At 62.8% G+C, this 18,052-nt stretch carries 12 protein-coding genes; 7 read left to right on the top strand and 5 right to left on the bottom strand.

What is annotated here, in order from left to right:
- The first annotated feature begins 256 nt into the window (after window positions 1-256).
- The 4 genes from D0B32_RS16340 to D0B32_RS16325 all read left to right on the top strand — a co-directional run bounded on the left by D0B32_RS16340 (window position 257) and on the right by D0B32_RS16325 (window position 3,627).
- Window positions 257-1,138 (top strand): MurR/RpiR family transcriptional regulator, encoded by an 882-nt coding sequence (locus D0B32_RS16340; protein WP_117335031.1) that lies wholly within the window; start codon window positions 257-259, stop codon window positions 1,136-1,138.
- Window positions 1,131-2,150 (top strand): inositol 2-dehydrogenase, encoded by a 1,020-nt coding sequence (gene iolG, locus D0B32_RS16335; protein WP_117335030.1) that lies wholly within the window; start codon window positions 1,131-1,133, stop codon window positions 2,148-2,150. The genes D0B32_RS16340 and iolG overlap by 8 nt, the downstream gene beginning before the upstream one ends.
- Entirely contained in the window at window positions 2,147-3,178 is a 1,032-nt protein-coding gene (locus D0B32_RS16330) for a Gfo/Idh/MocA family oxidoreductase (RefSeq protein WP_117335029.1), read from the top strand. The genes iolG and D0B32_RS16330 overlap by 4 nt, the downstream gene beginning before the upstream one ends.
- Window positions 3,179-3,399: 221 nt before the next feature.
- On the top strand, window positions 3,400-3,627 hold the full coding sequence (locus tag D0B32_RS16325; RefSeq protein WP_117335375.1) for a sulfurtransferase TusA family protein: 228 nt from the start codon (window positions 3,400-3,402) through the stop codon (window positions 3,625-3,627).
- 38 nt (window positions 3,628-3,665) lie between these two features.
- Here the strand turns inward: D0B32_RS16325 and D0B32_RS16320 are convergent, their stop codons facing one another.
- The 3 genes from D0B32_RS16320 to D0B32_RS16310 all read right to left on the bottom strand — a co-directional run bounded on the left by D0B32_RS16320 (window position 3,666) and on the right by D0B32_RS16310 (window position 8,441).
- On the bottom strand, window positions 3,666-4,130 hold the full coding sequence (locus tag D0B32_RS16320; protein WP_117335028.1) for a GNAT family N-acetyltransferase: 465 nt from the start codon (window positions 4,128-4,130) through the stop codon (window positions 3,666-3,668).
- Window positions 4,131-4,630: 500 nt separating this feature from the next.
- Window positions 4,631-5,512, bottom strand: a complete 882-nt coding sequence (gene galU / locus D0B32_RS16315) for a UTP--glucose-1-phosphate uridylyltransferase GalU (RefSeq protein WP_117335027.1) — start codon at window positions 5,510-5,512, stop codon at window positions 4,631-4,633.
- Between the two features lie 61 nt (window positions 5,513-5,573).
- A complete protein-coding gene (locus tag D0B32_RS16310) occupies window positions 5,574-8,441 on the bottom strand; it encodes a valine--tRNA ligase (RefSeq protein WP_117335026.1) in 2,868 nt (955 codons plus the stop codon).
- Window positions 8,442-9,402: 961 nt separating this feature from the next.
- On the opposite strand from D0B32_RS16310, the gene D0B32_RS16305 reads away from it, so the two are divergent.
- A complete protein-coding gene (locus tag D0B32_RS16305) occupies window positions 9,403-11,760 on the top strand; it encodes a UvrD-helicase domain-containing protein (RefSeq protein ID WP_117335025.1) in 2,358 nt (785 codons plus the stop codon).
- Complete coding sequence (locus D0B32_RS16300) at window positions 11,757-12,542, top strand: 5'-methylthioadenosine/adenosylhomocysteine nucleosidase (protein WP_117335024.1); 786 nt, start codon at window positions 11,757-11,759, stop codon at window positions 12,540-12,542. Before D0B32_RS16305 ends, D0B32_RS16300 begins: the two co-directional genes overlap by 4 nt.
- A gap of 3 nt (window positions 12,543-12,545) precedes the next feature.
- Here D0B32_RS16300 and D0B32_RS16295 read toward each other — a convergent pair whose 3' ends face one another.
- Entirely contained in the window at window positions 12,546-14,453 is a 1,908-nt protein-coding gene (locus D0B32_RS16295) for a propionate--CoA ligase (protein ID WP_117335023.1), read from the bottom strand.
- A 255-nt stretch (window positions 14,454-14,708) separates the two neighbouring features.
- On the bottom strand, window positions 14,709-15,968 hold the full coding sequence (locus D0B32_RS16290; protein WP_117335022.1) for an MFS transporter: 1,260 nt from the start codon (window positions 15,966-15,968) through the stop codon (window positions 14,709-14,711).
- Window positions 15,969-16,344: 376 nt separating this feature from the next.
- Between D0B32_RS16290 and D0B32_RS16285 the strand changes: the two genes are divergently transcribed.
- Entirely contained in the window at window positions 16,345-18,009 is a 1,665-nt protein-coding gene (locus D0B32_RS16285; protein ID WP_117335021.1) for a methyl-accepting chemotaxis protein, read from the top strand.
- Window positions 18,010-18,052 lie beyond the last annotated feature (43 nt).

Genomic DNA, 18,052 nt, shown 5'->3' with positions numbered 1-18,052 from the left:
TTGGATGCCGCTTACGAGCCCTCTTGGCGTTTACACGCATGCTCGCTACATCTCGCTCAGGACCAAGATTAGGTCATCTTCCGCGACGATGCAATGAAAATTTCATGTCAAATAAAAATGGAAAATACGTTCCATTTGTCGATGGCGCTGCCTATAATCTGCAACGTCAGCGCGGTGTTGCGCGCCCTGCGCGGCGGCTCGTGCATCACGTCGAGACGGTCGTTGCGCAGTGCAATAAAAGGTGGAAGGAACAACTATGGCGGAAGAGAGCACAACAGAGTCGCCGAGCGTCGACGATTTGATGCAGCGCATCGCGGACAACTACGAGTCGTTGCCGCGCCAGTTGAAGAGTGTGGCCACGTACATCGAACAGCACCGCTCCAGCGTGATGGTGGATCGCACCAGTGACATCGCGGCGAGCTGCGGTGTGCATCCGTCGGCGGTGGTGCGCTTCGCGCAGCGCTTTGGGTTCTCCGGTTTCTCGGATCTGCAGGCGGTGTTCCGGCAAGCGTATACCGGGCAGGGCACGTCGTCGCCGAGCTATCAGCAGCGGATTCGCAAGCTGATCGACGACAAGCCGGGCGCGCTATCCAGCCGTTCGGTGGCGCGCGAATTCGTGGCGGCCTGCCGTGGCGGTCTGGATGAACTGGAAGCCGGCCTCGACGACGCGCAGTTCGACGCAGCCGTGAAGATGCTGCAGCACGCCGACAACATTTATGTTATCGGCGTGCGGCGCTCATTTCCGGTGGCGAGCTATATCGTCTACGCGCTGCAGCACACGCCCAAGCGCGTGCATCTGGTGTCGGGCTTCGGCGGCATGTATCGCGAGCAGATTCGCAGCGTCAGGAAGGGTGACGTGGTGATCGCCATCAGTTTCGCGCCGTATGCGAAGGAAACGCAGTACTGTCTGCGCGTTGCGCATCATCATCAGGCAAAAACGCTGGTGATCACAGATAGTCAGTTGTCCCCACTATCACGCTACGCGACGACTCAACTTTATGTGAAAGAGGGGAGCGCCTTTGCGTTTCGCTCGCTCACCAGCACGATCTGTCTGTGCCAGGCGCTGTTCATTGCGCTCGCGTACAAGCTGGAATTGAACGTAGAAGAATCCAAAGACACTGGAGGATACGATGACTGATGTAGCTGGCAAGGTAATGGATGTAGCGGTATTCGGCGCGGGACGGATTGGCCGGATTCATGCGGCCAATCTCGCGCGGCAACCGGGCGTGCGTCTGAAGTATGTGGTGGACGTCAATCGCGACGCCGCTGCGGCGCTCGCCGCGTTGCACGGTGCGCAGGTCGCGGATATCGATAGCGCGATGAGTGACGCGTCGGTCGGCGCTACCGTGATCTGTTCGAGCACGGACACGCATGCCGATCTGATTCTGCAATCCGCGGCACAAAAGAAGCACGTGTTCTGCGAGAAGCCAGTGGACCTGACGCTCGAACGCGCGCGTGCCTGCGCGGACGCGGTCGCGAAAGCGGGCGTGGTGTGCATGATCGGTTTTCAGCGGCGCTTCGATCCGACCTTTGCCGCGCTCAAGGCGCGCATCGAAGCGGGCGAAATCGGCACGCCGGAAATGCTGATCGTGACGAGCCGTGATCCGGGCGCGCCGCCGGTGGAGTACATCAAGCATTCGGGCGGCATCTTCAAGGACATGCTGATTCACGACTTCGACATCTTCCGCTGGATTCTCGACGACGAAGCCGAGACCGTGCACGCGACGGGTAGCTGCCTGAGCGATCCGGCCATTGCCGAAGCGGGCGACATCGATTCCACGGCGGTGACGATTCGCACGAAGAGCGGGCGCCTCTGCCAGATCAATACGGCGCGGCGCGCTGCGTATGGCTACGATCAGCGCTTCGAAGTGCTCGGCAGCCTTGGCATGCTGCAGGCGGGCAACGTGCGTCCTACCGAAGTGACGGCGTATTCGAAAACCGCTGTGTCCAGCGACGTGCCGGAAGCGTTCTTCCTCGAACGTTACCGGGCCGCCTATGCTGCGGAAATCGCGCATTTCTTCGAAGCGGTGACGCAAGGCAAGCCGGTGCGCACGACGGTGGCCGATGGTCTGAAGGCGCTGGAACTGGCCGAAGCTGCCACGCTTTCGTGGCGCGAAGGGCGTCCGGTACGTCTGGGAGAAGCCGCATGACGGGTGCAAAACAGGGCGTACGCGTTGGCGTGGTGGGCTTGGGACGACTTGGCAAACGGCACGCAGAGAATCTGGCCTACCGCGTGCCTGGCGCGGCGGTGGTGGCAGCGTGCAGTCCGCTCGAAGAGGAGCGCGCCTGGGCGCGCGACAGTCTACCGGCGCCGCGTCTTTATGAGGATTACGCCGCGTTGCTGAAGGATGACGAAGTGGACGCCGTGTGGCTGGTGACGCCGTCTGCGTTGCACGCGCAGCAGATTGTCGACGCACTGCGCGCCGGCAAGCATGTGTTCTGTGAGAAGCCGCTTTCGCTCGATCTGGCCGAGTGTCAACGGGTATTGGCCGAGGCGGAAAAGCGGCCGCATCTGCAGGCGACCATTGGCTTCATGCGACGCTTCGATCCGAGCTATCGCGACGCGTTCGACAAGCTCGCTGCCGGCAAGATTGGCCGGCCGTTCATGGTGCGCTCGCAGACCTGCGACCAGAACGATCCGGATGGCTTCTTCGTGCGTTTTGCGCCGAACTCTGGCGGCATTTTTCTCGACTGCACCGTGCACGATATCGACGTCGCCCGCTGGCTGCTCGGCAAACCGCGCGCCAAACGCGTGTTCGCGAGTGGCACCGTGGCGCTGCACGAAGGACTGCGTGAGTTCGGCGATGTCGACAACGGCGTGGCGATCTGCGAATTCGAGGATGGCAGCCTCGCGATGTTCTATGCGTCGCGAACGATGGCGCATGGCAACGACACCGGCAGCGAAGTGATCGGCACGGCGGGCGCGATGACGATCGGGCAGAACCCGCGTTTGAACCGCGTGGAGATTCTCGACGCGAGCGGCATTCGCAATGAGTGCACGCCGACTTTCTTCGATCGCTTCGAGGACGCGTTCCTGTACGAAGCACGCGCGTTCGTGGCGGCGGTGCAGGGCGGCAAGTCCGAGGGGGCGACGCTGGCGGATGCGCTGGAGGCGACGCGGATTGGCAGCGCGCTGCGGGAGTCGCTGCAAAGCGGACAGGCGGTGACGTTGTTGTAGGAGGAAAGGGGGGCGCGGGTGCGTTTGCGTTTTTGTTTAGCGCTTGCGGCCATGCCGCCCCCGTGAATGCGGCCCTACGCGGGGCCTGCCATGCGTGTCGCTTCGCACGCTTGCGGCGGGTAGAAGGCGGCTGCGGTAGAATTTGGTCCTCTACCGTGCGTCAGAAACCGCTTTTTGCGCTTCTGACGCCGCGTTCCCCTCCAAGGTCAACATCGATGCAGATTCAGGTTCATAAGGAAGTCGATGCGCGCGGCCTGAACTGTCCGCTGCCCATCTTGCGCGCCAAGAAGGCACTGGCCGACATGGAAAGCGGCCAGATCCTCAAGGTGCTCGCCACCGATCCCGGCTCGCAGCGCGATTTCGCCGCGTTCGCCAAGCAGACCGGCAACGAGATCGTCGAAGTCTCGACGCAGGATAAGGTGTTCACGTTCCTGATGCGGCGTCGCTGATACAACCGCGGCCGCCGCAGCGTGAGTGCTGAGCGCGGCTACGCCGCCGTGCGGTCGTCTACCTGATACGCGTAGTGACGATACCCGCCGGTTTCGTGCGTATAGATGAAGCCCGCGCGTTCATACAGCAGCCGCGCCGGATTGTCGGGTTTCACACCGAGCGTGAGTGTCGTGAATCCCTGTGCATGCGCGTCGCGAATGAATTCGGCCAGAAGCTGCTTGCCGAGTCCCGCACCGCGCTTTTCCCGCTGCACGTAGATCGACGCGAGCACCGCGGCGTCAGCGTGGACCTCCCAGAAGCAGTATCCCGCTGCCTCCCCATTGCATTCCGCGATGAACATACGGTCGAGGTCGCTGGCCCATTGCTTGATGTGCCAGTACAGGGCGCCGCTCCAGCGCGCTTCCTGTTGCGGCTCGATCTGCCGGATGTAGTCGAGCTCGCCGGCGTATATCGTCGGGAGGTCGGTGGGGTGGGCACGGCGAATCGTAGACGGGGTGGTCATTGATTAAGGCAGATCCGGGAAGTTGGAGGGGGCAGAGTATCCCATCCTGGGTGATTTGGGCGGGATGTTACGGGTTGTAGGGTTACGTGTGGGCGTTACGCGTGACGTTAACTTCATGGAGTTCAACAATTGATCGCCAGTTCAAGATTCCTGGGATATGCAGCGGGATTGGCCGACGGTGAAGCCGCATATCTCTTATGGATTATTGGAACCTTCGCGTTCCTGGTCTGGGCTGTCGGTTTGAGAGGTAATTTGGCGCAGGTTCGCTGGTACAGAATTCTGCAATCGGCTGCGCTACTTGCATTACCGGCGCTACTTTTGCTGGGCATGGTTGTGTCGATGATTCCGCCTGCCTAGCGACGCAGGAACGAGTGCAGCAGGACGCTGGCGCTAACGGCCCCGTACGCCAAAAGAAAAAGGCGTTGTTGCCCGCAATTCGCGGTGCAACAACGCCTTTTTAGATCTGCTGCGCGGCGTCCCGCGCTACCAGGCTAAATCACTCAGCCTTCCAGCACCGGCGAACGCGTACGCAGATACTCCTCGAAATCCGCTGCCACTTCCGGGTGGCGCAGCGCGAACTCCACCGTTGCCTTCAGATAACCAAGCTTGCTGCCGCAGTCGAAACGCGTGCCGTGGTACTTGTACGCCAGCACCTGTTCATCGGCGAGCAGCGATTGAATGGCGTCCGTCAGTTGCAGTTCACCGCCCGCACCAGGCTTCAGCGAGCGCAGGTGTTCGAAAATGCGCGGCTTCAGCACGTAACGACCCACCACGCCGAGATTCGACGGTGCCACTTCCGGTGCCGGCTTTTCGATGATGCCCGACATCTTGACGATGGAGTCTTCCCACTCCTTGCCATCGACGATACCGTACGACTTCGTCTCCGACGGCGGGATCTCTTCCACGCCAATCACCGAGCTGTGATAGTGATCGAACACCTCGATCATCTGCGCCATCACCGGCGGCGTGCCGTACAACAAGTCGTCCGCGAGGATGACGGCAAACGGGTTGTCGCCCACCAGCTTCTCCGCGCACATCACCGCGTGGCCCAGACCGAGCGCTTCCGCCTGGCGCACATAGAAGCAATCCACATGGCTCGGCTTGATGCTGCGCACGAGTTCCAGCAGCTTGTCCTTGCCGCGCGCCTCGAGTTCGGCTTCGATCTCGTACGACTTGTCGAAGTGATCTTCAATTGCACGCTTGCTGCGCCCCGTGACGAAGATCATCTCCGTGATGCCTGCTGCCATCGCCTCTTCCACCGCATACTGAATGAGGGGCTTGTCGACGACGGGCAGCATTTCCTTCGGGCTCGCCTTGGTGGCGGGGAGGAACCGGGTGCCAAGACCTGCTACCGGAAATACCGCTTTTGTAACTTTTAGCATGTGAATACCCTGAGTCCTCTGGTGGCGACGCCCGGGCGGAAGCTCGGGCGCGGAGCGTCAATCAGGCCGGCAGGCGCGCGAGCTGCGCTTTCAGCTTGCCGATGGTCGTTTCGTATTCTGCCAGCCTTTTCTGCTCCTGCTCAACGACCGCAGGCGGGGCTTTTGCAACAAAGCTTTCATTTTGCAGCTTTGCGTTACATTTCTGGACTTCAGCCCCAAGCCGTGCAATCTCTTTTGACAGGCGTTCGCGCTCGGCGGCAACATCAATTTCCACCTTCAGCACCAGCTTGTCCGTTCCTACGATAGCAATTGGCGCGCCATGTGTCTGGGCATCGAGCGTGGCCTCGTCTGCGATGATCTGCACTTCCGAGAGCCGCGCCAGCGCCTGGGCGTATGGGGCGAAGCTGCTCAGGCGCTCCGCGTTGCCGGTGACGAGCAGCGGCACCTTCACGGCCGGCGACAGGTTCATCTCCCCGCGCAGGTTACGGCAGGCGTCGATCATGGCTTTCAGATCAGCGGCCCATTGCTCGGCGGCTTCGTCCAGCTTGCCCGGCTCCGCCACCGGGTAGGGCTGCACCATGATGGACGCTTCGCCTTCCGCCATGCCTTGCGGGTAACGGTCGGCGAGCGGCGCCACCTTTTGCCACAAGGCTTCGGTGATGAACGGAATCACCGGATGCGCGAGCCGCAGAACCGTTTCGAGCACGCGCAGCAGGGTGCGGCGCGTGGCGCGCTGCTGTTCCGGCGTGCCGCTCTGGATCTGCACCTTGGCCAGTTCGAGGTACCAGTCACAGTATTCGTCCCATACGAACTTGTACAGGGCGTTCGCCACGTTGTCGAAGCGGTAGTCGGCAAAGCCCTTCGCCACCTCGGCTTCGACGCGCTGAAGCAGCGACACGATCCAGCGGTCGGCCTGTGAAAAGTGCGTGTAGCCGCCGGGTTCGCAGTCGCCGGGCGCGCACGGGCCGGGTTTGCTGAAGCCGCAGTCGTGGCCTTCGCAGTTCATCAGCACGAAGCGCGTGGCGTTCCAGAGCTTGTTGCAGAAGTTGCGATAGCCCTCGCAGCGCGCGAGGTCGAAATTGACGTTGCGGCCGAGTGTGGCCATCGAGGCCATCGTGAAGCGCAGCGCGTCGGTGCCGAAGGCGGGGATGCCGTCCGGAAACTCCTTGCGGGTCTTTTTCTCGATGGACGCCGCCTGCTTCGGGTTCATCAGCCCGGTGGTGCGCTTGGCGACGAGCGCGTCGAGGCCGATACCGTCGACGATGTCGATCGGGTCGAGCGTGTTGCCCTTGCTCTTCGACATCTTCTGCCCTTCGGCATCGCGCACGAGGCCGTGCACGTAAACGGTGTCGAACGGCACCTTGCCGGTGAAGTGCGTGGTCATCATGACCATCCGCGCGACCCAGAAGAAGATGATGTCAAAGCCGGTGACGAGCACCGACGACGGCAAGAACGCCTGCAATTCCGGGGTTTCGTTGGGCCAGCCGAGCGACGAGAAGGGCACGAGCGCTGACGAAAACCACGTGTCGAGCACGTCCTCGTCGCGCCGCAATGCGCCGGTGTAACCCTTGGCAGCGGCCTGGGCGCGCGCCTCGTCCTCGCTCTTTGCAACGAAGATTTCGCCGTTTTCGCCGTACCACGCCGGAATCTGATGACCCCACCAGAGCTGGCGCGAGATACACCAGTCCTGGATGTTTTCGAGCCACTGGTAGTACGTGGTGGTCCAGTTTTCTGGCACGAACTTGATCTGGCCCTGGCGCACCACGTCGAGCGCGGCTTCGGCGATCGATTTGCCGGGATTGAAGGTGCCTTCCGGCGCCGGCTTGCTCATGGCGACGAACCACTGGTCCGTGAGCATCGGTTCGAGCACCACGCCGGTACGATCGCCGCGCGGCACCATCAGCTTGTGCGGCTTGACGGATTCGAGCAGGCCGATGGCTTCGAGATCCGCCACCACCTGTTTGCGTGCCTCGAACCGATCGAGACCGCGGTACTTTTCCGGCGCGTTGCCGTTGATTTTCGCGTCGAGCGTGAGAATTTCGATTTGCGGCAGGCCGTGACGCTGGCCGACCTGATAGTCGTTCAGGTCGTGAGCCGGCGTGACCTTGACGACGCCGGTGCCGAATTCTCGGTCGACGTAATCGTCCGCGATCACCGGGATTTCGCGCTCGGTGAGCGGCAGCTTGACCATCTTGCCGATCAGGTGCGCGTAGCGTTCGTCTTCCGGATGGACCATCACGGCGACGTCGCCGAGCATGGTTTCGGGGCGCGTAGTGGCGACCGTCAGATGGCCGGAGCCGTCTGCGAGCGGGTACTGGATGTGCCACAGGTGGCCGTTTTCTTCCTCGCTGGCGACTTCCAGGTCGGAGACCGCCGTCATCAGCACCGGGTCCCAGTTGACGAGCCGTTTGCCGCGATAGATCAGGCCTTGCTCATAGAGACGGACGAACACGTCGCGCACGGCGGCGGACATTTTGTCGTCCATCGTGAAGTATTCGCGCGACCAGTCGATCGACGCGCCGAGCCGGCGCACCTGATTCGTGATGGTCGAGCCGGATTGCTGCTTCCATTCCCACACGCGTTCGACGAACTTTTCGCGGCCGAGGTCGTGGCGCGAGACACCTTGCGCGTCCAGCTGGCGTTCCACGACGATTTGCGTGGCGATACCCGCGTGATCGGTGCCGGGGACCCAGAGCGTGTTCTCGCCGAGCATGCGGTGATAGCGCGTGAGGCCGTCCATGATCGTCTGATTGAAGGCATGGCCCATGTGCAGGGTGCCGGTGACGTTGGGGGGCGGCAGCTGGATCGAGAAGTTTTTCTGGTTCGGGGTGAACGCGGGCGCGGCGTAGGCGCGCTTTTCCCACTCGGGGCCCCATTGGGCTTCGATGTTGTGGGGTTCGAAACTCTTGGCAAGCGTGGTGTCGCTCATTGTTGGCGGTCGGCTGGAATGCAATGGAATCTTTGATTATAAAGGGTGGACCCGTCCGGGAGGGGGTTTTGGGCCCTGCGGGTGGTGGCGGCGGCGTAGCCGCGGGTCTGGTTTTTTCGTTGGTGTTTTCTTGCGTTCTTTTTGGCCTTTTCTTGCATTCGCTTTGGCCTTTCCTTGATTTCTTATTGGTCTATTTGCGTTGCCCCTGTGCGGGGCGGCACCTACTTTTCTTTGCCTGCCGCAAAGAAAAGTAGGCAAAAGAAAGCGGCTCACACCGCCAGCGTTTAGGTGTCCCCCACTGGACACAGCCCGGAGTGGTCCGAGACGAGACCCTCCCTCGCGCCTCATCCCTCCGTGACAAAGGGCTCATTCATCCCACTCCGCACTGCGTGCGTCGCGGTTGGGTGCCACCCACTGACGGGGGTTATGCCCGGCGGCGGAGCGCGCAGCGCAACGCTGGAGCGGATGACTGCCTGGTCACGAAAGCGGGCGGTGCGAGAGACCATCTCGTCTCGGACCAATACCGCGAGCGTGGCGAGGGAAACACCTACCGGCTGGCGGTTTGAGCCCGCTTTCTTTTGCCTACTTTTCTTTGCGGCCGGCAAAGAAAAGTAGGTGCCGCCCCGCACAGGGGCAACGCAAATAAACCAATAAGAAATCAAGGAAAGGCCAAGGAATTGGATGCCGCCCCGCACAGGGGCAACACAAATAGACCATTAAGAATGCAAGGAAAGGCCAAGGAATTGGATGCCGCCCCGCACAGGGGCAACACAAATAGACCAATAAGAAATCAAGGAAAGTCCAAAGAGAAAGCAACGAAAGGCCAACACCAAAAAAACCACGGCGCCGCAGGCAAATCCGCACCACGCTGCACCCGATACCCCCGCCGCGCGGCGGCCCCCCAAACCTTATAATGAGGAACGAACCCGCCGACCCCGACCCCGACCCGCTTTCCCGGAAAATGCCCGAACTCCTCCACAACCTCAACCCCGAACAACACGCCGCCGTTACCCTCCCCAACGAACCCGCGCTCATCCTGGCCGGCGCGGGCAGCGGCAAGACCCGCGTCCTCATCACCCGCATCGCGTGGCTGATCCAGCAGGGCCTCGCGTCGCCCGCTACCATCCTCGCCGTCACCTTCACCAACAAGGCGGCGCGGGAAATGATGGCGCGTCTGCAGGCGCTGCTGCCCATCGACACGCGTGGCATGTGGATCGGCACCTTCCACGGTCTGTGCAACCGCATGCTGCGCGCCCATCACCGCGATGCCGGTTTGCCCGCCACTTTCCAGATTCTCGATACCGCCGACCAGCTCTCCGCGATCAAGCGTCTGATGAAAGGCCTGAACATCGACGACGAGAAGTACCCGGCCAAGAACCTGCAGTACTTCATCAACAACGCCAAAGAGCAGGGACTGCGCCCCAAGGACGTCGACGCCACCGACAACTTCAACCGCAAGTTCGTCGAGCTCTACGAAGCCTACGACCAGCAATGCCAGCGCGAAGGCGTGGTGGACTTCCCCGAACTGCTGCTGCGCTGCTACGAGCTGCTCGCCCATAATCCGCCGCTGCGCGCGCACTATCAGGCGCGCTTCCGGCAGATTCTCGTCGACGAGTTTCAGGACACCAACAAGCTGCAATACGCGTGGCTCAAGCTGCTCGCCGGGCAAACCAACGCGATTTTCGCGGTCGGTGACGACGACCAGTCCATCTACGCGTTTCGCGGCGCGAACGTCGGCAACATGCGCGACTTCGAGCAGGAATTCAACGTTCGCAATCTGATCAAGCTGGAGCAGAACTATCGCTCGCACGGCCATATTCTCGATGCGGCCAATCAACTGATCGCCAACAACTCGCGGCGGCTCGGCAAGAACCTGCGCACCGACGCCGGTCACGGCGAACCGGTGCGCGTCTATGAAGCCGCCACGGATAGTCAGGAAGCCGGCTGGATCGTCGAAGAAATCAAGGCGCTGATCAATACCGGCACGTCACGCAGCGAAGTCGCGGTTCTGTACCGCAGCAACGCGCAGTCGCGCACCATCGAACACACGCTGGTGAATGCAGGCATCGCGTATCGCGTGTACGGCGGCCTGCGCTTTTTCGAGCGCCAGGAAATCAAGCATGCGCTTGCCTATCTGCGCCTCATTGACAACCCGAATGACGACACCGCGTTCGCGCGCGTCGTCAATTTCCCGACCCGCGGCATCGGGGCGCGTTCCATCGAACAACTGGCGGACGCCGCGCGTCTCTACAACTGTTCGATGGCTGCGGCGATACCGTACGTGGCCGGCAAAGCGGGCTCGAGTCTCGCCGGTTTCGCCAACCTGATCGGCAAGATGCGCGCGGAGACGCAGCAGATGAGCCTGCCGGAGACGGTCGAGTACGTGGTGCGCACGAGCGGCCTCGCCGAGTTTTATCAGACTGAGCGTGAAGGCCAGGATCGCCTCGAAAACTTGCAGGAACTCGTCAACGCGGCGGCGGCGTTCGTCAGCGAAGAGGGTTACGGGCTCGATACACCCGCGCGCTCCATTCCGCTGCGACCTGGCGCGAGCGCCGCGCCGGAGCTGGGCGTGGCCACGGACGATCCAAACACCGTCGTACTCGATGCACCCGATTTCACGGACCCGGCGCAGAACCCCGACACGATGACGCCGCTCGCGGGCTTTCTCTCGCACGCGTCGCTCGAGGCGGGCGACAACCAGGCGCAAGCCGGTCAGGAAGCCGTGCAGCTGATGACGGTGCACGCGGCCAAGGGACTGGAGTTTACGGCGGTGTTCATCACGGGGCTCGAGGAAGGCCTGTTTCCGCACGAGAACAGCGCGATGGAAACCGACGGCCTCGAAGAAGAGCGCCGTCTGATGTACGTTGCGATCACGCGCGCGAAGGAGCGCCTGTATCTGTCGTTCGCGCAGAGCCGCATGTTGCACGGCCAGACGCGCTACAACATCCGTTCGCGCTTTTTCGACGAACTGCCGCAGGAAACGCTCAAGTGGCTCACGCCCAAGGTCGAAGCCGGTGCGCGTTGGGGCGGCCGTTCGGACAACGCAGGCTACGGCCGCGACTGGTTTGCGCGGCCCGATCGCCAGCAGGGCTACAGCGGGGCGGCAACCTCTGCGCCGCTACCTGCGTTTGCGAATGAGCAGCGCGCCGCGGAAGTCGGCTTCCGCGTCGGTCAACAGGTCTTTCACACCAAGTTCGGCGAGGGCACCATCACCGCGCTCGAAGGAGGCGGCGCTGAAGCGAAGGCGCAGGTCAAATTCAAGCGTCACGGCGAGAAGTGGCTCGCGCTCGCGGTCGCCAAACTGCAGGCGGTCGAATGAGCGCGCTGCGTAACGAAGCGGCGAACGGACGGCGGCCGTTGGGCATCATGGCGGCGTTGCCGCAGGAACTCGGCAGCCTGATCGAGGTGATGCGCGCGGAGTCGGGCGTGCATACGGTCACGCATGGCGGGCGTGACTATCACGTCGGTACTGCCTATGGCGCACCGTGCGTCGTCACGCTGGCGCGCATCGGCAAGGTCGCGGCAGCGGCCACGGTCAGTGCGCTGATTCATGCCTTCGATGTCGAGGCCGTCGTGTTCACCGGCGTCGCGGGTGGCGTGGGGCACGACGTGCGGATCGGCGCGGTCGTCGTCGCGGACTCGCTAATGCAGCACGATCTGGATGCGTCGCCGCTGTTCCCTCGCTTCGAAGTGCCGTTGCTCGGCATTGCACGCTTTGCGGCGGATTCTGCGTTGGCCGCACAACTCGCGGCGGCCGCCGGGCGTTTCATCGCGGAGGAGGGTGCGGCGCTCGTGCAGCGCTTTGCCATCGAGACGCCGCAACTGCATCGCGGGCTCATCATCAGCGGCGATCAGTTCGTGGCCAGTGCGGCGGCGGTGGCAACGCTGCGGGCCGCATTGCCTGATGCGCTCGCGGTCGAGATGGAAGGCGCCGCGATTGCCCAGGTCTGTCACGAGTACGGCGTGCCGTGTGCGATCGTGCGCACGGTCTCGGATACGGCGGACGCCCATGCGCCGGCGTCGTTCACGACCTTCCTGACCGAGCTTGCCGGCACGTATTCGAACGGGATTCTCACGCGGTTCCTGCAGGCGCGCGGCTGAGGTTCACGCTTTCCCGCTCGCTGCCGCCAGCGCCTCGCGCACCTGCACGAGTGCCGCGGGATCTTCGATGGTGGGCAGATCACCCGGCTCGCGTCCTTCCGCCAACGCCGCAATGGCCCGGCGCAGCAGCTTGCCCGAGCGCGTTTTGGGCAACATCGACACCACATGGACGTGCGCCGGCCGCGCAATCGCGCCCAGTTGCCGGTCGACGGTCGCGGTAAGTTCCGTGGACAGTTTTGCGCGCGCCTTGTCGCTCGCGTAGCGCTCAGCATCGCGTAGCACGACGAAGGCGAGCGCTGCCTGGCCTTTCACGGGATCAGCCACGCCGACCACGGCGACCTCGGCGACGGCCGCGTGACTCGACAGCGCTTCTTCGATTTCCCGCGTGCCGAGCCGGTGACCCGCGACGTTGATCACGTCGTCCGTGCGTCCGAGGATGGTCACGTAGCCATCGTCATCCTGGATGCCCCAGTCGAAAGTCGAATACACGGCCTGACCCGGCACGCTCGACCAGTACGTGTCGATAAAGCGTTGGTCGTCGCCCCACACGGTGGACATGCAGCCGGGCGGCAATGGATATCCCAGCGTCAACACGCCTTTCTCGCCTGGCGCGCACGGTTCGCCGTTCGCTTCGTTGCGCAAGGTCAGGTCGTAGCCGTAGGCGGGCACACCAGGCGAACCGAGCTTCGGCGGCAATGCTTCGACGCCGCGCTGGATGGCCAGCATCGGCCAGCCGGTTTCGGTCTGCCAGTAGTTGTCGACTACCGGCTTGCCGAGCGCACCGGTGATCCACGAGGCGGTCGGTTCATCGAGCGGTTCGCCGGCCAGAAACAAGGTCCGCAAACTCGACAGGTCGGACTTTTTCAGCAAGGCCGGATCCTGTTTCTTGAGCACGCGCAGCGCGGTGGGTGCCGTGAACATCAGGTTGATTTTGTACTGCTCGACGAGCCGCCACCAGATGCCGCCGTCCGGGCGAATCGGCGTGCCTTCGTACATCACGGTGGTCAGTCCGGCGAGTAGCGGCGCATAGATGATGTAGCTATGGCCGACCACCCAGCCGATATCCGAGGCGGTGAACATGGTGTCGCCCGCGCGGCCTTCGAAGATGTATTCCATCGACGCCGCCAGCGCTACCGCATAGCCGCCCACATCGCGTTGCACGCCCTTGGGCCGCCCCGTGGTGCCCGAGGTGTACAACACATAGGAAGGCTCGTTCGACTCCAGCCATTCGCACGGCACATGGGCATCGAAAAACTGCTCGCGCAGCGGCTCGTAGTTCACCAGGTAGCTGGCGTTCAGACGCTCGGGCGCGAGTTGTCGGTCGATCAGCAGCACCTGCGCGGTCTTGTGCTGCGCGCGTGCGAGGGCCTCGTCGACGAGCGGCGTGTAGTCGATCACCTTGCCGCCACGCGCGCCGGCGTCGGCGGTGACGATCAGCACGGGTTTGGCGTCGTCGATGCGGGCTGCCAGGTTCGGCGCGGCGAAGCCACCGAACACCACCGAGTGAATCGCCCCGAGCCGCGCGCAGGCGAGCATGGCGAACACCGCTTCGGGGATCATCGGCAGATAGATCAGTACGCGCTCGCCGCGCTTCACGCCGAGCGAGCGCATCACGGCAGCCATGCGGTTGATTTCCGCGTACAGCTCCGCGTAGGTGTAGCGGCGCTCGATGCCAGTTTCCGTCGAGACGTAGATGAGCGCATTTTGCTGCGCGCGTTCCACCAGATGACGGTCCACCGCGTTGTGGCAAAGATTGGTGCGGCCGCCGACGAACCAGCGCGCAAACGGCGGATTCGACGTATCGAGCACCTTGTCGAACGGCGTTTCCCAATGGATGCGCCGCGCCTCCTCGCGCCAGAAATCTTCCGGATGATCGATGGAACGGCGGTGGAAGTCGCGGTAGTTCGTCATCAGCGGCGATCCTTGCGGCAGCGAGGGTGAGGGGACGTGGAGCACGATACGAAGCACGCCGGCGAGTGGCCACGGAGTGCGTCGGCGGCGTGCGTGTGCACAGCATAGAGTACGCCCGCGCAGCCGGACAACGCGGGTTCACCATAGGACGCCCGCGCGTCGGCCGTGGGTGTCGCGGTTCAAGCCGCATGGGCAAAGAAAAAGGCGCCGAAGCGCCTTTTTCCATGCAGGATTGCCGAGCGTTTCAACGCCGCCTCAAGCCTTGGCTTTCTTGCCTTCGATATTTGGCAGGAACACCGTCAGAATGCCGATCAACGGCAGGAACGAGCACACCTTGTAGACGTAGGCGATGCTGGTCGCGTCCGCCAGTTGACCGAGCACGGCCGCACCAATGCCGCCCAGCCCGAACGCGAAGCCGAAGAAGAGGCCCGCCACCATCCCGACCTTGCCGGGAATCAGCTCCTGCGCATAGACCAGGATGGCCGAGAAGGCCGACGCGAGCACCACGCCGATCACCACCGTCAACACGCCGGTCCAGAACAGGTTGGCATACGGCAGCAGCAGCGTGAACGGGGCTACGCCGAGAATCGACACCCAGATCACGTACTTGCGGCCAATCCTGTCACCCACCGGACCGCCGATGATGGTCCCTGCGGCAACGGCGGCAAGGAACACGAACAGGTGCACCTGAGCGGCCTGCACCGGCAGGTGGAACTTGTCGATCAGGTAGAAGGTGAAATAGCTGTTGATGCTGGCGAGGTAGAAGTACTTCGAGAACACCAGCAGCACCAGCACGCCCATTGCGAACAGCACCTTGTTACGCGAGAGCGACGGATGCGCCGCCTGCGCGCCGCGTGCCTTCTTCGTCGCGGGATGCTGCTTGTACCAGCGGCCGATCTGCGTGAGCACGACGATCGCTACCAGCGCCGCCACCGAAAACCACGCGATGCTGCGCTGGCCATGCGGAATCACGATCAGTGCTGCGAGCAGCGGCCCGAGCGACGAGCCGGCATTGCCGCCCACCTGAAACAACGACTGCGCGAGGCCGTGACGGCCGCCCGACGCCATGCGCGCCACGCGGGACGATTCCGGATGGAACACCGAGGAACCGCAGCCGACCAGTGCCGCGGCCACCAGCAGGATGCCGAAGTTGGGCGCAACCGACATCAGCAGCAGACCGCTCAGCGTAAAGCCCATACCGACCGGCAGCGAGTACGGCTTCGGATGCTTGTCCGTGTACATGCCGACCAGCGGCTGGAGCATGGACGCGGTGATCTGGTAGGTCAGCGTGATCAGGCCGATCTGCGTGAACGACAACGAGAAGTTGTCCTTCAACATGGGGTAGATGGCCAGAATCAGCGACTGAATCATGTCGTTGAGCAGGTGCGAGAAGCTGATTGCACCGAGCACCGAATATACGGTGCGCTGCACCTTGCCCGCCGCGGGCGGCGGCACGGGATGGACGCCGGCTGGGCTGGCGGCGGCGAGGGTGCCTTTATCGAGACTGGTTTCCATGCGCTTTTGAGAAGGCTGAAACGGGTTGATGACGGAATGGCGAGTGGATCGGCAGGGCGCGATCCAGATTGCGGGCTGGCTGCGGCTTTTGGACGCGCTCGCACGCATTTTCTTCTGTTTGATGAATTGTAATTTGGCTGACGCGAAATGTTAGGCCAACTTTTGTCGCGAAACGGCCATTTCCTGACCATTCAGTCGAGTTCCGGCCACGCGGCCAGGGCGTCAGGATGGGGCGGGCGGTGGAACGACGCTGAGCTTCGCGTCCCTCGTTAAAGAATGCCGACACAGATGCCGTAGATACAGGGAGATAGATATCCTGGAATGCGGGAACGGCTTGTTCCCGCAGATGTGCAAACGTGGCGCGGGGCCAACAAATATGAAAGTTTCGCTGGGCAGCCGGACAGGGGTGGGATTTGTTGCAGATAGCGAGCGGGTTGGAGGGGCGTCGCAGCCGCGCGCACCGGCGGCCGGTCCGCAGGGTTTGTCCGTAAAAGCCACATTGCGGCTGGCGTTTGCGATGCTGCTGCTCGGCACGCTGGTGATTGGGGTGTTTTCGTTGACGCAGATCGGCCGTCTGAATGGCTCGGCGCAGTCCATCTACGTGCAGGGTCACGTGGCGAGCCGCGCGGCGGAGGAGGCGCGCGGTCATGTGCTGCGCGCGAGCCGTGCGCAGAAGATGCTGCTGACCGCCACGACCGCGAAGGAACGCGACGAACTGGGCGCGGACATCGACAAGGATCTCGCAGGACTCGCGACGCAACTAAACGCGCTGCGCCAGTACGCCGACCCCGCGGATAGCGATGCCGCCGCGCAGGAGCAGAAATTTGCCGCCGCGGTTGCAACCTGGAGCGGGCATCTGCGCGATTTCGTGACGCTCGTGAAGGCGCAGCCGCTGGATCTGTCGCAGATGAACTGGCAGGTTGGCACCCAGGACGTCTCGATGCTGGTGGAGACGGAAAAGCTGGAGAAGATGGTGGATGGTCTGGTCGAGCAGCGCGGCGTGGCCGCGAAGGCGACCATCGATGCCTCGGGGTTCATCTACCACTCGTCGTTCGTGATGCTGGCGGGGATGACCGCTGGCTTGATCGCGCTCGCCTTCGTGATCAGCGAATGGGTGGTGCGGCGGCTCGCGCGGCAACTCGGCGGCGAGCCGGTGTATGCCAAGGAAATCGCGAGCCGGATTGCCGCGGGCGATCTGTCGAATCGTATTGCGCTAGCGAGTCAGGACCGCTCGAGCATGCTGTCGGCGTTGCGCGAGATGCAAAGCGGGCTTGCGACTACCGTCTCGGATATCGCCGCGAGCGCGGATGCGATCGCCACGGCATCGGGGGAGATTTCGACGGGCAATCTGGATCTGTCGCAGCGGACCGAACAGCAGGCGATGGCGCTCGAACGTACGGCGAGCAGCATGGAGCAGTTGACCTCGACGGTGAGGCAAAACGCCGACAACGCGAAGCAGGCGAGCGCGCTGGCGCACAACGCATCGGAAATAGCGGAGAAGGGTGGCGAAGTGGTAGGCCGCGTGGTGGCGACGATGAGCCAGATCAACGAGAGCGCGAAGAGCATTGCGGACATCATCGGCGTGATTGAGGGCATTGCGTTTCAGACGAACATTCTGGCGCTGAACGCAGCGGTCGAAGCGGCGCGCGCGGGCGAAGAGGGGCGTGGCTTCTCGGTGGTAGCGGGCGAGGTGCGCAATCTGGCGCAGCGGAGCGCGGGCGCGGCCAAGGAGATCAAGGGGTTGATTAGCGCATCGGTGGAGCGGGTGGGGAATGGTTCGGCGCTGGCGCAGGATGCGGGTCAGACGATGGACGAGGTGGTGAAGGCAGTGAAGCGGGTGACCGACATCATCGGGGAGATCTCGGCGGCTTCGGCCGAGCAGAGTTCGGGGATCGAGGAGATTAATCTGGCTGTGACGCAGATGGATTCCGGGACGCAGCAGAATGCAGCGTTGGTTGAGCAGGCGACTGCTGCTGCTCGGTCTCTGGATGATCAGGCTAAGGGGTTGAAGGTGATGGTGGCGAGGTTTAAGTTAGGGTAGTTTTTTGCCTGCGGCGCTCGCTGTTTTTGTTTTTGGTCGTTGT

This window comes from Paraburkholderia sp. DHOC27, from assembly GCF_003429005.1.
Lineage (GTDB): Bacteria > Pseudomonadota > Gammaproteobacteria > Burkholderiales > Burkholderiaceae > Paraburkholderia.
This window is presented reverse-complemented; position numbering and strand designations above follow the sequence as displayed.